Here is a 21,198-nt window from a genome sequence, read left to right as displayed (position 1 = left end):
ATGGCGGTGTCACCGACTGCCCTTGATGCGCATGCAGTGGTATGATGTCACGGTATCTGCGCGCCGCCTTCATGTACTCAGTCTCGTACGACGAAAGGCGGCATTTTCAAGCGCTTTCAACTCTCGCAGTGCCAATGCAGTGCAAAGGATCTGACTTTCATGGGTGACATCGCCAGAGAAATCTTGCCCGTCAATATTGAAGACGAGCTCAAACAGTCGTACCTCGACTATGCGATGAGTGTCATTATCGGCCGCGCGCTACCTGATGTGCGCGACGGCCTGAAGCCCGTTCACCGGCGTGTGCTGTTTGCCATGCATGAACTGGGCAATGACTGGAATAAACCGTACAAGAAGTCGGCGCGTGTCGTCGGCGATGTCATCGGTAAATACCACCCGCACGGCGACAGTGCGGTGTATGACACCATCGTACGGATGGCTCAGCACTTTTCCATGCGCCATGTGCTGGTCGATGGTCAAGGTAACTTTGGCTCCATCGACGGTGATAACGCGGCGGCCATGCGTTACACCGAGGTGCGTATGTCGCGCCTAGCCCACGAGCTGCTGGCTGACCTAGAAAAAGACACGGTCGATTGGGTCGATAACTACGACGGCACCGAGCGTATTCCTGAAGTGCTGCCGACCAAGGTTCCTAACCTGTTAATTAACGGGTCATCAGGTATCGCCGTTGGTATGGCCACCAATATTCCGCCTCATAACATGCGGGAAGTGATTGACGGCTGCTTGGCACTGATCGACGACTACACCTTAACCGTCGATGATCTAATGCAGTACATTCCTGGACCGGATTTTCCTACCGGCGGCATTATCAATGGACGTGCAGGTATCTTGGATGCTTACCGCACAGGGCGAGGCCGCATTTACGTTCGCGCTTGCCACACCATTGAGCACGACGATAAAACCGGCCGCGATCACATTATCATCACTGAGCTGCCTTATCAGGTGAACAAAGCCCGGTTGATTGAGAAGATCGCCGAGCTGGTCAAAGAGAAGAAGATCGAAGGCATTGCTGAACTACGCGATGAGTCGGATAAAGATGGCCTGCGCGTGGTGATTGAGATCAAGCGCGGTGAGTCCGGCGAAGTGGTCGTCAATAATCTGTTCGCCCAGACGCAGCTGCAGAACGTGTTCGGCATCAACATGGTGGCGCTGGAGAACGGCCAGCCCCGCACGTTGAACCTCAAAGAGATGCTCGAAGCGTTTATTCGTCACCGCCGTGAAGTGGTGACGCGGCGCACGCTATATGAACTGAAGAAAGCGCGTGAGCGTGGCCATCTGCTTGAAGGTCTGGCCGTCGCTATTTCTAATATCGATGAAGTGATTGAGCTGATTAAGGCCTCGCCTAACGCCGCGGAAGCACGTGAAAAGCTGCTGGCGAGGGTGTGGAAGCCTGGTCAGGTAACCGCCATGCTCGAGCGTGCTGGCGCGACATCCTGCAAGCCGGAAGATTTGGAAGAGGGCTTTGGCCTGAATCCATCGGCGACCGAATATCGGCTTTCCCCCGCTCAGGCGCAGGCCATTCTGGAGTTGCGCCTGCATCGCCTTACTGGGCTTGAAACCGAGAAGCTGCTGGATGAGTACCTCTCGATTCTTGAGAAAATCGCCGAGTTTACCGAAATTCTGGCCTCCGCTGACCGCCTGATGGAAGTCATTCGTGAAGAGCTGCACGCGGTGCGTGACCAGTTCGGCGATGACCGCCGCACGGAAATCCAAGCCAGCCATCTGGATCTTTCCATTGAAGACCTAATCGCGGAAGAGGATATGGTGGTTACCGTGTCCCGCTCTGGTTACGCGAAGACTCAGCCGCTGTCTGATTATCAGGCTCAGCGTCGTGGCGGTCGCGGCAAGTCGGCGACGTCCATGAAAGACGAAGACGTCATCGAGCACCTGCTCGTGGCTTCGACCCACGACACCGTGCTGCTCTTCTCTAACCGTGGCAAGGTGTATTGGCTGAAAGTGTACGAAATGCCCAATGCAAGCCGCGGCTCTCGTGGCAAGCCTTTGGTGAACATGCTGCCGCTGGAAGAGGGCGAATCGGTGAATGCCATTCTCCCGGTCCGGGATTATGACCCTGAGCATTACATTTTCTTCGCCACCGCAAATGGTACGGTCAAACGTACCAGCCTTGAGCAGTTCTCTCGCCCGCGTAGCGTTGGCCTGATTGCGATTGACCTGGAAGAGGGTGACCGCTTGGTCGGTGCTGCGATTACATCGGGTTCCGATCACGCCATGCTGCTCTCCTCGAATGGCAAAGCGATTCGCTTTGAAGAGGGCAATGTGCGCGCGATGGGCCGTACCGCTCGCGGCGTACGTGGTATGCGCTTGGCAGGCGATGCGGAAGTTATCAGTCTGATTATTCCGAAGAGCCAGCAGATTGATGCCGAAGCCGATACCGACGCTGAGGTAGCTGCGCAGGCAGAGGCGGTGGAGCAAGCCCAGGGCGAAGGCCAGATTTATATTCTGACGGCCAGTGAGAATGGCTACGGCAAGCGCACCCGACTGGAGGAGTTTCCGCTGCGCGGCCGTGGCGGCCAGGGCGTCATTGCGATGCAGACCAGCGAGCGTAACGGCTCATTGGTTGCCGCTATGCAGGTGTATGACAGCGACGAAATGATGCTGATTACCGATCGCGGCACGCTGGTGCGTACTCGCGTGGAAGAGGTGTCAACGACTTCGCGTAATACTCAGGGTGTGATGCTGATTCGCTTGGGTAAAGAAGAGAAGCTGGTGAAAACCGTACGCGTTGATGAGCCTGAAGAGTCCGATGTTTTAGAGGCAGGCGAGCCAGCAGACGCAGACAATGGCGCACAGGAACCGGGAACCGATGACACGTCATTATAACTTTTGTGCAGGGCCTGCGGCCCTGCCAACCGCCGTTTTAGAGCGAGCGCGTAACGAATTGCTTGACTATCAGGGTCGTGGTTTGTCTGTGATGGAGATGAGCCATCGTAGTGATGAGTTTATTGCCATTGCAGAACGTGCCGAGGCAGATCTTCGTGAACTGCTAGCAATTCCCAGCAATTACCAAGTGCTCTTCTTGCAGGGCGGCGCAAGCATGCAGTTCTCGATGCTGCCGATGAATTTACTGGGCCAGGGCGGTAGCGCTAACTTTATCCAAACAGGCATTTGGGGAAAGAAAGCGTTAAGTGAAGCCAAGCGGCTTGGCTTCAACTGCCATGTGGCTGCCAGTAGCGAGGCTAATGGTCACACTGCCGTGCCTGATGAGGCATCGTTATCAATCACCAATGACGCGGCCTATCTGCACTACACGTCGAATGAAACCATTGGCGGTTTAGAGTTTGATTACACGCCCCAGATAACCCGCGCTGACGGTGCAGCCGTGCCGCTGGTGTGCGATATGTCGTCGAATATTCTCTCTGGCCCGATTGATATCAGCGATTTTGGCGTGGTGTACGCTGGCGCGCAGAAAAATATCGGCCCGGCGGGGTTAACCATCGTGGTCGTACGTGACGATCTGCTAGGTAAAGCTCCTAGCACGATTCCATCACTTTTTGATTATCAAATGCTGGCGGAAGCGGGCTCTATGGTGAACACCCCGCCCACTTATGCCTGGTATCTATCGGGCTTGGTTTTCCAATGGCTTAAAAATGACATCGGTGGCTTAGATGCAATGGATGCGCTGAATCAGCGCAAAGCGCAAAAGCTTTACGCTGCCATTGATGCCAGCGCCTTCTACAGTAACCCTATCGCCGTACCTAACCGTTCGCGTATGAACGTGCCGTTTGTGTTGGCGGATGCGCGTTTGGATAAAGCGTTTTTACAAGAAGCCGATGAGGCAGGCCTGCTAAACCTTAAAGGCCACCGCAGCGTAGGTGGTATGCGCGCCAGTTTATATAACGCCGTACCAGAAGAGGCGGTCGATGCCTTAATCGCCTTTATGGCGGATTTTGAACAACGAAGAGGCTAACCATCATGTCCGATACGCCGATCAATTTAGATGACTTGCGTCAACGTATCGACCAGTTGGATGGCGATATTCTGCGCTTGATCAGTGAGCGTGCCAGCTGCGCCCAGCAGGTGGCGCACGTTAAGCTCGCCCAAGATAAAGATGCCGTGTTTTACCGCCCAGAGCGCGAAGCCCAGGTGTTACGGCGCATTATGGCGCTTAATAAAGGCCCGCTGGACGCTGAAGAGATGGCCCGCCTGTTCCGCGAGATTATGTCGGCCTGCCTCGCGCTGGAGCAGCCGGTAAAAGTGGCCTACCTAGGGCCGGAAGGCACTTTCACCCAGCAAGCGGCGCTCAAGCATTTTGGCGAAAGTGCGGTAAGCCTGCCTATGGCCGCTATCGATGAAGTGTTCCGCGAAGTGGAAGCAGGCGCGGTGAACTATGGCGTGGTGCCGGTGGAAAACTCCACTGAAGGGGTGGTGAACCACACGCTCGATACCTTTATGGACTCTTCCATCAAGATTTGTGGTGAGGTAGTACTACGCATTCACCATCATCTCTTAATTAGCGAAACAACGCGCAAAGACAAAGTCTCGCGTATCTACTCGCACCCCCAGTCGTTTGGCCAGTGCCGTAAATGGCTAGATGCTCACTATCCTCATGCGGAGCGTGTGCCAGTCTCTTCCAACGCTGAAGCGGCTAAATTGGTGAAAACCGAATGGCACAGCGCGGCGATTGCGGGCGACATGGCTGCCAAGCTGTACGGCTTAGAGCGCATTGCCGATAAAATCGAAGACCGCCCGGATAACTCCACGCGCTTTTTGATTATTGGTAATCAAGATGTGCCTATGTCAGGCGAAGACAAAACCTCCATTGTGGTGGCCATGCGTAACCAGCCAGGCGCGCTGCACGATTTGTTGGAGCCGTTTCATCGCCACAAAATCGATTTAACACGCATCGAGACTCGCCCTTCGCGTACAGGCGTATGGAATTACGTGTTCTTTATTGATTTTAAAGGCCATCGTGATGAGCCGGGTGTGGCCGCTGTGCTTGAAGAGGTGCGCCTGCGCGCTTCTGAATTGCGCGTGTTGGGTTCTTACCCTCAGGGCGTGCTGTGACGGTGTTAGCACAAAGTGCTGGGCGTGTGGCGTGTCATGAATCGCGTATCTTAATTGTTGGGCTGGGCCTCATTGGCGGTTCGTTAGCGGCAGCTCTACGTGCCTCCGGCTATCAAGGGCGTATCGTCGCCTGTGATCCCAATAAAGATGAGGTAGCGCTAGGCATAGAGCTTGGGCTGGTAGACGCTGGCGGCACTCAACTAAGCGAGTTGCTTGATGATGTTTCCATGGTCGTATTGGCGGTGCCGGTGCTGGCCATGGAGAGCGTGATGACCACGTTGGCCCAGGCGCTTCCTAACGCGGCTGATGATGTAGTGATCACCGATGTGGGTAGTACCAAAGCCACCATTCGTGAGTGTGCCGAACGCGTGTTTGGTTACGTATTACCTAATATCGTCTTAGGGCATCCTATCGCGGGCTCAGAAAAGAGTGGTGTGGCAGCGGCCAACCCGACGCTTTATGTTAATCACAAAGTGATTCTGACGCCCGAACCTAACGTCGATGCTGATGCACTAGCACGCGTGGAAAAGCTCTGGCAGGCGTGTGGTGCAGAAGTCTTGCAAATGAGCGTCGAGCGCCACGATCAGGTGCTGGCACGTACGAGTCACCTGCCGCACCTTTTGGCGTTCTCTCTAGTGGATACGCTGGCGCGTCAGGATGAGCGGCTGGATATTTTTCGTTACGCTGCGGGCGGATTTCGTGATTTTACCCGTATTGCAGGCAGCGACCCGGTCATGTGGCGGGATATTTTTATCGCTAACCGAGAAGCGGTGCTGTCGTCACTAGACGACTTTGAAGCAGGGTTAAAGCGTCTTCGTTACGCCGTTGAAAGCGGTGATAGCGATGCGCTAATTGCAACGTTTGATCGTGCCAGCCACGCGCGACACTATTTTGATACGTTATTGAATAAAACCAGTTATCAGGCGGAATATCATATGCAACCACACGGTAAAGTGACTTATCGCGTGCAGCCAGGCGGAGAGGCGCAGGGTCGTCTTCGCGTGCCGGGCGATAAATCCATGTCCCATCGCTCTATTATGCTGGGTGCTCTGGCGGAAGGTGTGACGGAAGTAAAAGGCTTCCTGGAAGGTGAGGATAGCCTAGCGACTCTACAAGCTTTTCGCGAGATGGGCGTGGCCATTGAGGGGCCTCACCAGGGGCGAGTCACTATCCACGGTGTGGGCATGCAGGGTTTGAAAGCGCCCGCAGGGCCGCTCTATGTAGGCAACTCCGGTACGGCTATGCGGCTCTTTGCCGGTTTGCTGGCGGGCCAATCTTTCGATAGCGAGCTGACCGGCGATGAGTCGCTCACTAAGCGGCCGATGGGGCGTGTGGCAGATCCGCTGCGTCTGATGGGCGCTACCATCGATACCGCCGAAGGCGGCCGTCCGCCGCTAAAGATCCACGGCGGTGCGCCGCTGAAAGGTATTCACTACGACATGCCGATGGCCAGTGCTCAGGTGAAATCTTGCCTGCTGCTCGCCGGGTTGTATGCCGACGGTGAAACCCGCGTGCGCGAGCCAGCTCCTACCCGTGACCATACCGAGCGTATGCTTAACGGCTTTGGATACGCCGTTTCACGCGAAGGGGATACCTGTTGGCTGCAAGGTGGCGGACAATTAACGGCCGGGCCGATTGACGTGCCCTCCGATATTTCGTCAGCGACGTTCTTCCTCGTCGCGGCTGCCATTACGCCGGACTCGGATATCACGTTAGAGCATGTAGGTATCAATCCAACCCGCATTGGCGTGATCAATATTTTGAACTTGATGGGTGCCGACTTAACGCTTGAAAACGAGCGTGAAGTGGGTGGCGAGCCAGTGGCGGATATTCGTATCCGTTATGCGCCGCTGAAGGGGATTGATATTCCGGTGGATCAAGTACCTCTGGCCATTGATGAGTTCCCGGCGCTATTTATCGCGGCTGCCAACGCCCAGGGTACGACCCGCCTGCGCGGTGCCGAAGAGCTGCGGGTGAAAGAGTCCGACCGTATCCAGGCCATGGCCGATGGCCTTGCTGTGCTTGGCGTTGAGCATACGGTGGTGGAAGACGGTATTGATATTATCGGTAACGGCAACGACAGCGTGCCGAGCTATGGCGGCGGCCGTATCGATAGCCTGGGCGACCACCGTATTGCTATGGCGTTTGCCATTGCGTCGCTACGCGCAGGTGATGAAATCATTATTGACGACTGTGCGAATGTCGCTACCTCGTTCCCGGATTTTGTTGCGCTGGCGCAGCGCATTGGTATGAGTGTTAGCGTGGAGGGTACTAATGACCGCTAAGGTGCCTGTGCTGACAATCGATGGCCCCGGCGGTGCTGGTAAAGGCACGATTAGCAGCCTCGTGGCCGAGCGTTTAGGTTGGCACCTATTAGACAGTGGGGCACTTTATCGTCTAACGGCTCAGGCGGCCGTCAAGCATCATATCGCCCTAGATGATGAGGCTGCACTGGCAGCGATTGCTACTGAGTTAGATGTTGCCTTTCCTGTGGTAGATGGTCAGCCTTGCACCCTGTTAGAGGGCGAAGACGTTGGGCAGGTGATTCGTACCGAGCAAGCAGGTGAACTTGCTTCTCTGGTCGCAGCACTGCCTAGTGTGCGCGCAGCACTACTTCAGCGCCAGCGAGATTTTTGCCAATTACCTGGGCTGGTGGCAGACGGCCGCGATATGGGAACTGTCGTATTTCCCGAGGCGCCGTTGAAGGTTTTTCTCACCGCCAGCGCCGAAGAACGGGCTCGCAGAAGGCATCTACAGTTGCAGGAAGCGGGGGTGGATGCTAGTCTGTCGAGTCTTTTAAAGGAGATTCAGGCACGCGATGCACGCGATACGCAGCGCAGTGTGGCTCCTCTCAAGCCGGCAGATGATGCCATTACGCTTGATACCACGCGCCTGAGCATACCGGAAGTGGTTGATCGGCTGACCGAACTGCTTGCCCAACGCGGCATGTCTAACGGCATTTGATTCTCCCTTGCGGCGTTTTTGGAAAGGTGTCACGACGTGGCAGGGCGATAACTCCATATCAGTGAGCCCGGTCAGGTCTAACCAGCGCTAACGCCTCCAAAAGCAGAGTGACATTAGGCCCGTACTCGCTGGTGGTACGGAGAAGGCAGTTATGCCTCAACAACGTTGATCACGTAGGAAAACCATGAGCGAAAGCTTTGCTGAACTGTTTGAACAGTCTCTTAACGACATCAACATGGAGCCAGGCGCTATCGTCGCGGCTCAGGTTGTCGACATTGACGGTGACTGGGTTACCGTTAACGCTGGTCTGAAATCCGAAGGTCAGATCCCTGCGGCACAATTCCGCGATGAGAATGGTGAACTGACCATCGCTATCGGTGACGACGTTCACGTTGCACTGGAAGCCGTTGAAGATGGCTTCGGTGAAACGCGTCTGTCCCGTGAAAAAGCCAAGCGCGCAGAAGCTTGGAAGATTCTGGAAGCAGCCTTCGAGAAAGACGAAATCGTCAAGGGCGTGATCAACGGTAAAGTCAAAGGCGGCTTCACTGTCGACGTCGACTCTATCCGTGCCTTCTTGCCGGGCTCTCTGGTTGACGTTCGTCCGGTTCGCGACACTGCGCATCTGGAAAACAAAGAGCTGGACTTTAAAGTCATCAAGCTTGATCCGAAGCGCAACAACGTCGTTGTATCGCGTCGTGCCGTGCTGGAAGCAGAAAACAGTGCTGAGCGTGAAGCGCTGCTGGCCACTCTGCAAGAAGGTCAGCAAATTAAGGGTATCGTTAAGAACCTGACTGATTACGGCGCCTTCGTTGATCTGGGCGGCGTTGACGGCCTGCTGCACATCACTGATATGGCTTGGAAGCGTATCAAGCATCCGTCTGAAATCGTTGCCGTTGGCGACGAGATCAACGTCAAAGTGCTGAAGTTTGACCGTGAGCGCAACCGCGTTTCACTGGGTCTGAAGCAGCTGGGCGAAGATCCGTGGGTCAACATCAAAGAGCGTTACCCGGAAGGCATGAAAGTGCACGCTGTGGTCACTAATCTGACCGATTACGGCTGCTTTGCTGAGCTGGAAGAAGGCGTTGAAGGTCTGGTTCACGTGTCTGAAATGGACTGGACCAACAAGAACATTCATCCGTCTAAAGTCGTTCAAGTGGGCGATGATGTTGACGTGATGGTTCTTGATATTGATGAAGAGCGTCGTCGTATTTCTCTGGGTATCAAGCAGTGCACTGCTAATCCGTGGGAAACGTTCAACGCTGAATACAACAAGGGCGACCGTGTTTCCGGTACCATCAAGTCAATCACTGACTTCGGTATCTTCATCGGCCTTGAAGGCGGTATCGACGGTCTGGTTCACCTGTCCGACATCTCCTGGACAGAAACAGGCGAAGAAGCCGTTCGCAACTTCAAGAAAGGCGACGAAGCAGAAGCGGTTATTCTGTCTATCGACCCGGAGCGTGAGCGCATCTCCCTGGGTATCAAGCAAATGGATTCCGATCCGGTTGCTGAGTACCTGTCAGTGAATGATAAAGGCAGCATCGTTACTGGACGCGTCGTAGAAGTTGACGCTAAAGAAGCACACGTTGAGCTGGCAACTGACGTTATTGCCATTCTTAAAGCGTCTGAAATTAGCGCAGACCGCGTTGAAGATGCACGCAATGTGCTGAACGAAGGCGACAGCGTTGAAGCGCGTATTGTCAGCGTCGATCGTAAGAGCCGTCAGATCAATCTGTCGGTGAAAGCGAAAGAGCAAGACGACACTCGTCAGAACCTGAAGAAACTGCGTGACCAAGAGCCGGAAGCAGCAGGTGGCCCGACCACTATCGGTGATCTGATCAAGCAGCAGATGGGTCAAGACTAAATTATTAGTTTTTTCCTACTAAAACGCCGCCCAAAAGGGCGGCGTTTTTTTTGCAAAATTTTACACACTTTTCTTTGTTGGCTTAGTCAGAAGTAAGTGGATGATTGGGTTAATAAGCAAAGGCTTTAAAGCGCTATTGTGGATTGTAAAATTGGTTAGTAAATGGACCAAAATGAACTAGACTGTTGTCAATTACAAAATTTAAGGCAATAATGTGTCCGCATCCTGAACTAATCGGTATTGAGTTGCCCAGCTGAATGCCATCGCAGTTAAAACCAAGCTAAAAGGATTTCCTATGTCACTGTTAAACGACTACATTCAAAAAGAGCAGCAGCTTAAACAGCTTCAAGAAGAGCTGCAGCGTCTTGAAGGCGACCAGCGCCTGAAAAGCGAGCTTGAGTTTAAAGCTAAACTTGAAGCACTGATGAACGAGTTTGGTAAGCGTCCTGCAGATGTAATTGCGCTTTTGGATCCGACTACTGATCAGCGCAGTGCCAAAGCAGCTCCAGCCGCCTCTACTCGCCGTAAGCGTCGTTTAAAGATCTATAAGAACCCGCATACTGGTGAAGTGATTGAAACCCGTGGTGGGAACCATAAAGGTCTGCGTAGCTGGAAAGATGAGCATGGTGATGAAGCTGTCGAGTCCTGGCTCGTACGCATGGAAGACTAAGTAGTTTAACCGGCATTTCTAATAGAAATGCCGGTTTTGTTTTTAGAGGGTTAGTTTCCAGCAGCGACCTAGAAGACTGGCTTGGAAGTCAGCAGGGTTTGGCACTGCGGACTAGTCGGCCACTAGTTCAGCATCAACCAGTTCAATAGATGTGCGTTGCTTCTCTCAGTAGTGGCACCCGCAGCTCTAAGTGATCGGGGTGCCATAAAATCCGTGGGGATTCTCCACTAATGTGAAAGCGATGCTGTTGATTGAGCAGCTGCAGTAGCGTTGATGTCAATGCATCTGATAGCTCATCAAAATCATCAAAGCAGGTTTTTGCATAGTGTTGTGCAGGAATTTCAATGCGCCGGTAAGCAACTGGTAGGGCTAAATTTTCTGTATTTGCTGTGTGGGCTAAATAGAGACCAATGTCAGTTCTTGACTTGCGTACCTTAGCGCCTGCCTCAAGGGCGTCAATTTTGTCTGCGAGCAGGTCAGGTAGCGCTACTGTAGGTGTCGCATGCCCCAGTTGAGCCACAAAGCAGGGGAGGTGGTTAGCATGGTGCGACATATTGCCTAGGCCAGAGATAGCATTTGGAGCTTTATAGACACGCGTAAAAACAGCCTGGCGTGGACGGCTCTTTTCGATAGTAGTGGTAAACTGTTTTACAGGTAACGCTAGGTGGCGCATGCTGCTAAAAGATTGGCGATAATGCCTAGGCGTCAGCTGATAGCGCCGCTGAAATGCGCGCGAAAACGATGAATGGTTTGCATACCCGCAGCGAATGGCAATATGCGCTATATTTTGTGGGGTAAGCGATAGCAAGACCGCTGCTCGCTCTAAGCGCCTCTGCTCACGATAAGCGCTAGGAGAGGTGTTGAAGCAGTGACGAAATTGCCGCCGTATCTGTGACGCTGAATATCCCAAGTGATTAGCAAGGTCTTCTATACTTAGCGATTGATCAAGCGTGTCCTGTAGCCAGATCTCAGCTCGCGACATTGCATTGAACATTATCTGGCCTCCCATGCGTGAGTCATACAGGTCAGTTGATAGCTTGCCTGTAATGCACCCTCCCGGTGCTTGTTGTTGCTGGTAAACTGGTGGTCCATGACTTTTATCGTTGCCACCAGTGTTTGAGTGTTATCTACAGAGCGGCCATCCATGGCTCGTGATGGAACGTGATGCGTTTGACGTTCGATAGATAGCCGGATAATCATTATTACCGATTAGTGGCTTCATCACGATGGTGTCTTTATGCTGCTAAGCTGAAGCAAAGGCAAGTTTGCTATGGGAGTTTACGCGTTTGTGCACAGTTTTTTTGTAAATAAAGTCTGTTTTGCAGACATATCGACCATCCCAAGTAAGGTGTAAATGAAACATCGATGAAATATCAAAAGGTTCAAAAACAACTGGATGAGCGTGAAAAGCTGCGTAAGTTTCGTGAGCTGGATGACGCCTTTGCGCAAGCATTGCGTCAGTTGGAAGATCCTGATAGTGACTTTGATATTCCAACAGGGCCCCCTGTACGCTCTTTAGCGGCGCTCGAGGCTGATGATCAGGCTGAGCGGCAGAAGGAACAGGATCTGCTGTTCAGCCAGCGCTTAAAGACCTTGCTGAAGGAGTATGATTTATCAGAGGGTGGGGTAAGCGAACTGATACAGACGCTATTGGCCTACGGCCTATGGGAGATGGATCGCATGCCCGCCCAAAGTGACAGTGGGCACTAACGGTAGCGATATACCCGCAAGCTGGGTAGAAATACGTCACTCTCCAGCTTTTCATCCCGACGCTTTGCCCGCGTACGCTGCGCGGGCGGCTCTAGAGGCGGCATTTTAATATGTGGCAAGCGATTTTCAGGGGCGGGAACAATAAGCGGCATGGCAATATTTAATGCGCGCCGGGTATGGCCGTCTTCTAGTGGTTCTGTAAAAAACAGGTTGCCGCGCATGAGCGGGGCTTGGTTTTGTACCTGTGCTAGCGGTTCGCTGCTTGGTATTCCCGCTAGTCTACGTAGCTGAATGCGGATATGTGGCGAGTCGGTATCTAACTGCAGTAGTTTCTGCTCAGCCTCCTGAACTGTGATGCGCTTGATAGAGCGCCCGCTGCTGTACCAAGCGAACCGAACTCTTGCGACAGGTGCTTCTGCAATAGGTAGCTGTCGCCAGCACTGTTTTAAATGCAGCCTAGCAAGGCCGCCCTGGCGAAGTACTGTTTCTACTTCAGGGTGGCGCTGTGGAAGGCGGTGTTTGGCTTCGCTGAGTGTGTTAGGGTGGCTTTGTTTGATTCGTTGGAGCAGCTCGCTTATCGCCTTTTTGGCAGCATTGACCTCTTGGAATGCTGATATAAGCGTATCGTCAGCGGCAATAAGAGCGATGTAGTTGCGAGTCTCACGGCCGTCTTGATTCTGCTGATGCCACATATCCAGCAACGCGGCCCGTAGCCACCCCGCATTGCTTAACCCATCAAAACGCCAGGTGGCGGGCGTTTTCGCTTCATATAACGTAGCGGCATGATGAATAGTGCTAATGAGTTGATCAAAATGATCATCTAACTCATGGAGTAAGCGATAAAGCGGACGTGAGGTGTCGGTCATTAGCGGTACGCTGTGTTAAGAGAGCGGAGCATCTTTGTCGGCCTGAGCTAGCAGGGTTTCAATATCTGCTTCGTCCATAGCGGATTCACCTGAAATACGGTGGGACTCTTCTGCCCAAGCACCTAAATCTAGCAGTTGGCAGCGCTTACTGCAGAAAGGGCGGTAATGGCTTTCGGGGGCCCAGGGCACCCGTTTGCCGCACTGTGGGCAGTCTACTTCCAGCGGTGCATCATTAGCGGGAATGGGCATGGTGGGCTCCTTTATGTTTTGCTGTTTCGGTAACGCTGATCTAGCGTACTTACTTGTTGCCGAGTGAAGTCGAGGCCCTGACTGTTATCAATGACATCGTCTGCACGTGAGAGACGTTCGTATCGAGGCAATTGGGCGGCGAGGATAGCACGCACTTGCGTTTCGCTCACCTTATCCCGCGCCAGTGTCCGGGAGATTTGCTCGTGTTCTGGAACATCAACCACCAATGTACGGTTCACCAAGGCATCCTGTCCTGATTCAAACAGTAGCGGCGATACCAATAGCACATAGGGCGATGTTGCGCTCAAGCGCTCAAGGTGTGCAAGTAAACGCTCACGAATGCGAGGATGAGTAACGGATTCAAGCCACGCGCGCTGAGTAGGGTCATCAAACACAATTTGGCGTAACGCAGCCCGATTAAGGCTCCCATCTTCATTAATAACCTGCTCACCGAAGCGCTCGGTAATTGCCGCTAGAGCAGGCTCACCTGGTGCTACGACTTCACGAGCAACGTCATCGGCATCCACCCAGCCCGCTCCAAGGTCTCCAAAAGCGCGGGCAACGGTGGATTTTCCCGACCCGATACCGCCAGTGACACCAATAATCATGTGATTCCTTTAAAGGTTATCAAAAACAAAGGTAGCAGACTGATTAATAGATGAGCGCCAGATAAAGTGCCATCAGCTCATCGCCCACCAGTAGCCCTATCCATCCAGCCAGCGCTAAAAATGGCCCAAAGGGGAGAGGCTGCCCGCGTAAGCGGGGTGATAGTGCTTGGGCTACTAGCCCACAGATAGCGCCTATGCCTGCCGAAACAATCAATAGTAGCGGTAGCATGCTCCAACCAAGCCAAGCGCCTAAGGCGGCTAGGAGTTTGAAGTCGCCAAAGCCCATTCCCTCTTTGCCTGTTAATAGCTTAAATAGCCAGTAAAAGCTCCAGAGGATTAAGTAGCCGGCCATGGCGCCAATCACCGCGCTCGGCAACATAATAGGCTGAAAGAGCAGTTGGTAGAGCAAACCCGCCCAGAGCAAGGGCAGGGTTAAAACATCCGGCAGCAAATACGTACGAAAGTCGATAACCGCCAGCGCCAAAAGCGTTAAGCAAGCCGCGTAAATAAACAGGGCGCTTGCCGTTGTGCCATAAAGCGCCACAACGGCCACCGCTAATAGCCCGCCCATCAGTTCAACCAGTGGGTACTGCGCACTAATCGGGGATTGGCAGTTTGCGCATTTGCCGCGCCGTTTTAACCAGCCAAGCAGCGGTAAGTTGTCATGCCACGCAATCGGATGCTCGCAGCGCGGGCACATCGAACCAGGCGTTGCGAGATTAAAGCGGGGCGCTGTTTCTGCCGGAAACTCCAGCGAAGCTAGGGCTTCATTGCGCCATTGCCTCATCAGCATGACCGGTAAACGAGTAATCACTACATTTAAAAAGCTGCCAAAACAAAGCCCGAGTAGAAGAACAGGCGCCCACTCGAGCGGTGAAGGGAGATGCATAAATGTCCTTTTTAACTGCCTGAAAATAGGAGAGGCCACCGTGGGCAGCGCATATAGAAAACAGCTATAACGCGGAGCCTAAATTGAAAATTGGCAAGTACATGGACACGACCACGCCACCGACTAATACACCCAGCACAACAATAATAACGGGTTCCATTAATGATGTGAGCGCATCCACTTTGTTATCAACTTCCTCTTCGTAATAATCTGCCACACGATTCAGCATGGCATCTAAAGAGCCTGCCTCTTCACCGATACTGACCATTTGAACCGCTAGGGCAGGGAATCTGTTGGTCATACGCATTGCAAAATGTAATTGCTGCCCCGTCGCCACGTCTTGACGGGTTTGCACCACCGCGCGTTCGTAAACCTTATTGCCAGTTGCTCCGGCAGCTGTGTCTAACCCTTCCACCAGAGGGACGCCGGAAGAAAATGTGGTGGCCAATGTGCGAGAAAAACGCGCAACCGCAGATTTATGCATGATGTCGCCGATAATCGGTAATCGAAGTAGTAATGCATGCATGCGGTAAGCGATATTAGGTGAGCGCTCAATGCCTTGTTTAAGCAAGAATATGGCCGCTACCAGCGCACCAAATGCTGCCAACCAATACTGCTGCGCTAGCTCCGATAGATTTACCGTCATTTGCGTAAGCGCAGGTAGTTCCGCCCCGAAGCTTTGAAACATACTTTCAAATTCAGGTACCACTTTCACCAGAAGCAGCATGGTAACCGCAATACCAATCGCCATGACCGCGGTGGGATACCACAGTGCCTTTTTAACACGTGCTTTTAGAGATTCTACTTTCTCTTTATAGGTTGCAACGCGATCCAGCATTTGATCTAGGGCGCCTGCTTGTTCACCAGCATCTACCAAGTTAACAAACAGGCGATCAAAATGTTTTGGGTGTTGGCGAAGCGCATCCGAGAAACTAGAGCCAGAAGACACATCGCTCATCATTTGCTGTATCAGGGCCACCATGGCCGGTTTTTTTAGGCTTTCAGCCACCACTTGCAGCGCTTGTAAAAGGGGGATGCCTGCTCGAATCATGGTGGCCATTTGACGCGCAAACACCATGATGTCGTTAGGGTTGATGCGGCCGTTGCCGCCAATGCCGCCTTTTTTACTGATACGCCGAATATCGATATTTTGTTTGGCGAGTTCGGCGGTGACTTCCGCTTTGCTGCGGCCAATCATTTCGCCGCTTAACGTTCTGTTTTGGGGGCCTTTGCCTATCCACTTCCAGCGCGATAATTTGATGGCGGGAGTTTGGCGCCTACGAGCACGTTTAGCCATGCCTTACTCCTTACTTACGCGGTTAATCTCTTCAAGGGTGGTGATGCCTTGCATGACTTTTAATAGGCCGCTGCGATGGAGGCTGGGATAGCCCTCCCTGCGGGCCTGCTGGTCAATTTCTAGCGAATTAGCATCGCGCATGATGAGCTGACGCATCGATTCTGTAATGGGAACAACTTCATAGATACCAATCCGCCCTTTGTAACCTTGGGTGCAGTGTTTACAACCCACGGCTTTATATAAGGTGGCTTGGTTAATCTCCTCATTGTTTAGCCCCTCTTTTTGAAGCGCCTTACGCGGTATTTCAATGGGCTCTTTGCAATGGTGGCAAAGTTTACGCGCTAAGCGCTGTGCAATAATTAAACTAACGGCACTTGCAATGTTGAAGGACGAAACGCCCATATTCGCCAATCGTGTGAGTGTTTCGGCTGCCGAGTTAGTATGCACCGTAGAGAGCACCAAGTGGCCGGTTTGGGCAGCTTTTACCGCAATGTCCGCTGTTTCCAGGTCGCGTATTTCCCCCACCATAACCACATCTGGGTCCTGGCGAAGAAAGGCGCGTAGGGCGCTGGCGAAGTCGAGGCCGATTTTGGGCAGAACGTTTACCTGGTTAATGCCATCTACTTTAATTTCTACGGGGTCTTCAGCCGTACAAATATTGCGCTCTACTTTATTAAGGATATTAATCCCCGTATAAAGCGAAACAGTTTTACCGCTGCCGGTCGGCCCCGTCACCAAAATCATGCCCTGGGGCTGTTTAAGCGTATGTTCATACAGAGCGCGCTGCTCATCGGTGAAACCTAACTGCTCAATGCCTAGCTGAGCCGCCGTAGGGTCTAAAATCCGCAGCACCAGCTTTTCACCGTATACCGTAGGTAGCGAGTTAACCCGAAAATCGAGAGAGCGCGTTCGCGAGAGCTTGAGTTTTATCGCGCCATCCTGGGGTAGACGGCGCTCCGAAATATCCAGCCGGGCCATAATTTTAAGGCGAGCCGCAATACGGTGGCGCATGGCAAAGGGCGGTCTAGCAACTTCAATCAGCATGCCATCAACGCGAAAACGGACGCGGTAGAGCGTTTCATAAGGCTCAAAATGAATATCAGAAGCGCCTTGGCGAATGGCATCTAATAAAATCTTATTAACAAATTTAACAATAGGCGCATCTTCGCTACTCTGCGACGCTTCCTCAAGAGGAACTTCGTTGCCGTCACTGTTCTGTACAATGTTTAACGAACTCACCGCGTCGTCAATGCCATCCAGCTCATCCAGCATGCCGCGTTCGTTCTGAGCGAGATAGTTATTGAGTGCAACGGTGATTTGATCCACCGGGGCAAGCACACCTTCTATGCTTAATCCTGTGGCAAACTGGAGCTCATCTAACTGGGTAAGCGTTGCCGGATAAGGCACCGCGACGGTTAGGCGGTGGCCATGGCGGGCCAGGGGCAGTACGTTAAGGCTTTGCAATACTTTAACGGGGTAATCGGCGGCGGGTGGCAGCGTATTAAGGCGCAGCGCCTCAAGATCAATAACAGGAAGACCATACTCCCATCCCGCTGCTACGGTAGCTGCAACAGGGTCGGCCAGCCCGCTTTCAATAACGTGTTGAAGCAGCGAAATTTCGAGATCAGAAGCCGTCGACTGTGCGGTGGCCGCTTGTGCATCGCTTAACACACCGTGTTTAACCAACCGCTGGGCAATGCCGCGCAGGCCGCCGTGAGCTGCCGCGTGGCTAAGTGTCGATTCAAAAGAGGGTTGAGACATGCACGACCTGTGGTAGCAAAGTAGTCAGAATGCGCTTACTTGTACCATACTAAGGGTACTGGCGGCACCACGCTTTTCTAAGCGCACGCGTTCGTACAAACGAACGAAGTAGTGGGCCAAATGTAGTTGAAAAAACACTGTGCGTAAGCTAGTGTAACTAATATACATTAATTTTGCTTGATAATACCTACCAAGCAATATCTCCAAGGAGATTTTTAGATGCAGACAACTGCAAAAAACGCGCTTCGCAACCTCAAGCAGGGCGGTTTCACGCTGATTGAGCTAATGATCGTCGTCGCGATCATCGGTGTACTGGCATCCATCGCCGTGCCGCAGTACCAGAACTACACTGCTCGTGCCCAAGCGAGCGAAGGACTTTCGGTAACGGCAGGAATGCGTGCGGATATTGCTGAGCAATATTCTTTAAATGGATCAATGCCTGCGACTGGGGCAATAGAAGAACTGGGTGGGACATCTGCAGATCCCGCTGGACGCTATGTTCAAGATGCTAGTTACGCGTTTGATAATTCCACTGGTACCATCACGGTGACATATCAAGCTGATACAGCAATAGCTAACTCTAGTGACTCTAATAACACGCTCCTAATTACAACTGATGACCCTTCGACTGGTTGGACATGTAGTGGTTTGGATTCTCGTTTACTGCCTGCAGGTTGTCGTGGTGAGGCGACTACTGGTGGTGGCGATAACAATGATAGTTAAGTGAATACTCGCTATAAATGTTAATATAAGGGGCCTTTGGCCCCTTTTTAATAGAAAATCAAGAGACTGAGAAGATGAAAGGAACTCAACGCGGTTTTACTTTAATTGAATTAATGATTGTGGTGGCCATTATTGGCGTGTTGGCTTCTATCGCAATTCCGCAATATCAAAACTACACCGCACGTGCGCAAGTATCAGAAGCCTTCAATTTGGCCTCCGCTTACAAAACCGCCATAAGTGAATACTATTCGGTGAGGGGTCAGTTTCCTGAGAGTAATGAAGATATAGGTATGCCAGCTGATGGCAATCGAAGTGGCAATAGTGGTCAAACTAGTGATGACCGCTACGTTGGCTACATAGGTGTTTGGCCAGCAGGTAATGATTATGCTGCGCGTGTTGTGATGGAAATGAGCGATAACGCGAATAGCGCGATAGCCGGAAAATGGGTTGTGATGGAGTCTCAGTTCTCTGAAGGAGCAATTCAGTGGAGTTGCCGGACGACCACAGGAGCAGGTAATGCCATGGATGAAAAATACCTACCTGGCTCGTGCCGCGATCAACGGGATTAATAGCAATGTGGAAAGGAACTCAACGTGGCTTTACCCTAATCGAGCTGATGATTGTGGTGGCTATTATTGGCGTGTTGGCTTCTATCGCGATACCTCAATATCAAAACTATACGGCACGCGCTCAGGTATCAGAGGCATTGAATGTATTGAGCGGCGTAAAGTCTGAGCTAGCAGAGCGTTACGCGTTCTCTGGCAACTTCGGTACGGGGCAAGATACTGGTATGGAGGAGCTGGTTTCGCAAACTCGTTATATCCAGGATGTGGACTACTTTTATCGGGAAGATAAGGTAGCTATCGGCATTCGGATGAGTACCGACGGGCATGTGTCCAAAGATATTCGTGGTCGCCGGTTACGTATTGAGCTTGTGGCAGATGAAGGGTCAATTAAATGGTCCTGTATGTCGGCTAAACAAAATGGTATTGATGAGAAGTATCTTCCTGGAAGCTGTCGAGGCACGCCATCTAGTTTCTAACCTTCACCATTTCCTGCGCATTGTTATTCTAAACTTAAGCTCCCTGATCACAGTGGAGCTTTTTTTATGAGCCGTTTACTACATCAACTCTTGATCGGCGCTAGCGCGCTTATGCTAAGCAGTACCGCGTTGGCCCAACCCGCCCATGCGCCAGCCCACGGCGCCCGGGATAACGCTTCCCAGGCAGAGCGCCACCGAGGCGGTGACAGCGGCCATCGTGAAAGTGGCGCCCGTCGCTCTCATAGCGATGGTTATGTGGATTTACCGCGTATTAACGAGCGCGAGCTGTTGCGACTGCTGCGCCGCCACGATGCCCCCCGTGCGGAACCGTTACCCCCTGGTATTCAGCGCAATTTAGAGCGCGGTAAGCCGCTATCTCCCGGCATTGCTAAGCGCTTTGACGGCCCCATTGCCCGTGAGCTGCCCCGTTACCCAGGATACGAGTGGGAGCGTGTTGGCGCTGATGTGGTGTTAATTGAAGCCGCGACTCGGGTGGTTGTCGATGTGCTGGTGGATGCTTTGCGCTAACTCGTTCCCATGTGTTGGGGCGTTATGGTAATGCCATGGATCAACGCTTATGCTGAGAAACAACAAACACCCCACTGAGGAGCGAACATGGCGGTTTATACCCTGGAAGCGCGGCTGGCACTGGCCATAGAGATTGCCGAAGAGGCTGGGCAGATGATTCGTAATGCCCGAGAACAGCAAACTTTTAGCCAGCGTTTAAAGGCGGGCATTGAGCTCGTGACCGATGTGGATGTTGCCGTCGATAAGCTGATTAGCCAGCGTTTGGAAGAGCACTTCCCCGGTGAGGCGCGCTTAAGCGAAGAGCTAAGCCCAGAAGAAGCGCTACACAACCCCGCCGAACAGCTATGGGTGGTTGACCCTATCGATGGCACGGTGAACTTTGCTCAAGGCCTGCGGCATGTGGCGGTTTCTATTGGCTGGATTGAGCAGGGGGTAGGAAAAGTGGGGGTGGTTCATGCGCCATTTCTAAATGACACCTTTAGTGCTGCTCAGGGCTTAGGAGCGTTTTGTAATCAGCAGCCGATTACACCAAGCGTTGCGGATTCGCTGGAAAGCACCTTGGTAGGCACTGGCTTCCCTTATGATAAAACCGCCCGTAAGCACCTGCTGCGCCGTTTGGAAGCTACGCTGACCCACTGCCAAGACGTACGCCGCAATGGATCAGCGGCCTTAGATATTTGTGATGTCGCCTGCGGGCGGTTAGATGCCTACTATGAAACAGTTTCGCCCTGGGATTTTGTAGCGGGCTGGGTTATCGCCCGGGAAGCTGGTGCGCGTGTAGGGCATCTAGTGGATGTGCCCGCCGACATACCTGCCGACCTCTTTCCAGAACAACTGTTAGTCACTGCGCCAAAGGTATATGACGCCATGGCCACGATGCTGGTTGAAGCCAGCAGCTAGCCGGTCAGTAGGCGAAACGGCAAGCATTTGAAAAGAAAGCGCAAAAAGAGCTTTTCATTTGGCTAATAAAGCGCTAGTATACGC

20 protein-coding genes are annotated in these 21,198 nt (G+C 52.6%); 13 read left to right on the top strand and 7 right to left on the bottom strand.

Translation table 11 applies throughout. The features are described from left to right. Nucleotides 1-159: 159 nt before the first annotated feature. The 7 genes from gyrA (at nt 160) to ACIGG6_RS01625 (ending at nt 10,541) form a co-directional block, all read left to right on the top strand. Nucleotides 160-2,859: a DNA gyrase subunit A gene (gyrA, locus tag ACIGG6_RS01655; RefSeq protein WP_399841555.1), complete on the top strand. Its 2,700-nt coding sequence runs from the start codon at nt 160-162 to the stop codon at nt 2,857-2,859. Then, entirely contained in the window at nt 2,843-3,946 is a 1,104-nt protein-coding gene (gene serC, locus ACIGG6_RS01650; RefSeq protein WP_399841552.1) for a 3-phosphoserine/phosphohydroxythreonine transaminase, read from the top strand. Before gyrA ends, serC begins: the two co-directional genes overlap by 17 nt. Before the next feature lie 5 nt (nt 3,947-3,951). After that, entirely contained in the window at nt 3,952-5,043 is a 1,092-nt protein-coding gene (gene pheA / locus ACIGG6_RS01645) for a prephenate dehydratase (RefSeq protein WP_253503559.1), read from the top strand. After that, nucleotides 5,040-7,328 carry a bifunctional prephenate dehydrogenase/3-phosphoshikimate 1-carboxyvinyltransferase gene (locus ACIGG6_RS01640; protein WP_399841549.1) on the top strand — a complete coding sequence of 763 codons (2,289 nt, stop codon included), beginning with the start codon at nt 5,040-5,042 and terminating at the stop codon, nt 7,326-7,328. Before pheA ends, ACIGG6_RS01640 begins: the two co-directional genes overlap by 4 nt. Next, nucleotides 7,318-8,007 carry a (d)CMP kinase gene (cmk, locus tag ACIGG6_RS01635; RefSeq protein ID WP_399841546.1) on the top strand — a complete coding sequence of 230 codons (690 nt, stop codon included), beginning with the start codon at nt 7,318-7,320 and terminating at the stop codon, nt 8,005-8,007. The genes ACIGG6_RS01640 and cmk overlap by 11 nt, the downstream gene beginning before the upstream one ends. A gap of 184 nt (nt 8,008-8,191) precedes the next feature. Next, nucleotides 8,192-9,871, top strand: a complete 1,680-nt coding sequence (rpsA, locus tag ACIGG6_RS01630; protein WP_253503550.1) for a 30S ribosomal protein S1 — start codon at nt 8,192-8,194, stop codon at nt 9,869-9,871. A gap of 295 nt (nt 9,872-10,166) precedes the next feature. Beyond that, on the top strand, nt 10,167-10,541 hold the full coding sequence (locus tag ACIGG6_RS01625) for a histone-like nucleoid-structuring protein, MvaT/MvaU family (RefSeq protein ID WP_044627966.1): 375 nt from the start codon (nt 10,167-10,169) through the stop codon (nt 10,539-10,541). 142 nt (nt 10,542-10,683) lie between these two features. Here ACIGG6_RS01625 and ACIGG6_RS01620 read toward each other — a convergent pair whose 3' ends face one another. After that, the gene (locus ACIGG6_RS01620) at nt 10,684-11,535 is read right to left on the bottom strand and encodes a helix-turn-helix transcriptional regulator (protein WP_399841543.1); all 852 of its coding nucleotides are present in this window, start codon (nt 11,533-11,535) and stop codon (nt 10,684-10,686) included. A 371-nt stretch (nt 11,536-11,906) separates the two neighbouring features. Here ACIGG6_RS01620 and ACIGG6_RS01615 point away from each other — a divergent pair, with 371 nt between their 5' ends. Beyond that, nucleotides 11,907-12,251 carry a hypothetical protein gene (locus ACIGG6_RS01615; RefSeq protein ID WP_399841540.1) on the top strand — a complete coding sequence of 115 codons (345 nt, stop codon included), beginning with the start codon at nt 11,907-11,909 and terminating at the stop codon, nt 12,249-12,251. Here the strand turns inward: ACIGG6_RS01615 and ACIGG6_RS01610 are convergent. The 6 genes from ACIGG6_RS01610 to pilB form a co-directional block, all read right to left on the bottom strand. Continuing rightward, complete coding sequence (locus ACIGG6_RS01610; RefSeq protein WP_399841539.1) at nt 12,248-13,117, bottom strand: DNA replication terminus site-binding protein; 870 nt, start codon at nt 13,115-13,117, stop codon at nt 12,248-12,250. The genes ACIGG6_RS01615 and ACIGG6_RS01610 overlap by 4 nt on opposite strands. Before the next feature lie 15 nt (nt 13,118-13,132). Next, a complete protein-coding gene (yacG, locus tag ACIGG6_RS01605; protein ID WP_083023823.1) occupies nt 13,133-13,366 on the bottom strand; it encodes a DNA gyrase inhibitor YacG in 234 nt (77 codons plus the stop codon). An 11-nt stretch (nt 13,367-13,377) separates the two neighbouring features. Further along, nucleotides 13,378-13,974, bottom strand: coding sequence for a dephospho-CoA kinase (coaE, locus tag ACIGG6_RS01600; protein WP_399841538.1), 597 nt, complete (start codon nt 13,972-13,974; stop codon nt 13,378-13,380). Nucleotides 13,975-14,017: 43 nt separating this feature from the next. After that, nucleotides 14,018-14,863: a prepilin peptidase gene (locus ACIGG6_RS01595; protein WP_399841535.1), complete on the bottom strand. Its 846-nt coding sequence runs from the start codon at nt 14,861-14,863 to the stop codon at nt 14,018-14,020. A gap of 64 nt (nt 14,864-14,927) precedes the next feature. Further along, nucleotides 14,928-16,160, bottom strand: coding sequence for a type II secretion system F family protein (locus tag ACIGG6_RS01590; protein WP_399841533.1), 1,233 nt, complete (start codon nt 16,158-16,160; stop codon nt 14,928-14,930). A gap of 3 nt (nt 16,161-16,163) precedes the next feature. After that, nucleotides 16,164-17,921: a type IV-A pilus assembly ATPase PilB gene (gene pilB / locus ACIGG6_RS01585; protein WP_399841531.1), complete on the bottom strand. Its 1,758-nt coding sequence runs from the start codon at nt 17,919-17,921 to the stop codon at nt 16,164-16,166. Nucleotides 17,922-18,140: 219 nt separating this feature from the next. Here pilB and ACIGG6_RS01580 point away from each other — a divergent pair, with 219 nt between their 5' ends. The 5 genes from ACIGG6_RS01580 (at nt 18,141) to ACIGG6_RS01560 (ending at nt 21,114) form a co-directional block, all read left to right on the top strand. Further along, nucleotides 18,141-18,644, top strand: coding sequence for a pilin (locus ACIGG6_RS01580; RefSeq protein ID WP_399841528.1), 504 nt, complete (start codon nt 18,141-18,143; stop codon nt 18,642-18,644). Between the two features lie 74 nt (nt 18,645-18,718). Then, on the top strand, nt 18,719-19,213 hold the full coding sequence (locus ACIGG6_RS01575; RefSeq protein WP_399841525.1) for a pilin: 495 nt from the start codon (nt 18,719-18,721) through the stop codon (nt 19,211-19,213). Between the two features lie 5 nt (nt 19,214-19,218). After that, entirely contained in the window at nt 19,219-19,686 is a 468-nt protein-coding gene (locus ACIGG6_RS01570; protein ID WP_399841522.1) for a pilin, read from the top strand. A 66-nt stretch (nt 19,687-19,752) separates the two neighbouring features. Then, a complete protein-coding gene (locus tag ACIGG6_RS01565; protein WP_399841521.1) occupies nt 19,753-20,214 on the top strand; it encodes an anti-virulence regulator CigR family protein in 462 nt (153 codons plus the stop codon). A gap of 87 nt (nt 20,215-20,301) precedes the next feature. After that, the gene (locus tag ACIGG6_RS01560; RefSeq protein ID WP_399841518.1) at nt 20,302-21,114 is read left to right on the top strand and encodes an inositol monophosphatase family protein; all 813 of its coding nucleotides are present in this window, start codon (nt 20,302-20,304) and stop codon (nt 21,112-21,114) included. Nucleotides 21,115-21,198 lie beyond the last annotated feature (84 nt).

This window comes from Vreelandella lionensis (assembly GCF_044543515.1).
GTDB classification, from domain to species: Bacteria; Pseudomonadota; Gammaproteobacteria; order Pseudomonadales; family Halomonadaceae; genus Vreelandella; species Vreelandella lionensis.
Note: the sequence above shows the minus strand (reverse complement) of the source record. Positions and strands in the feature narration are given on the sequence as shown.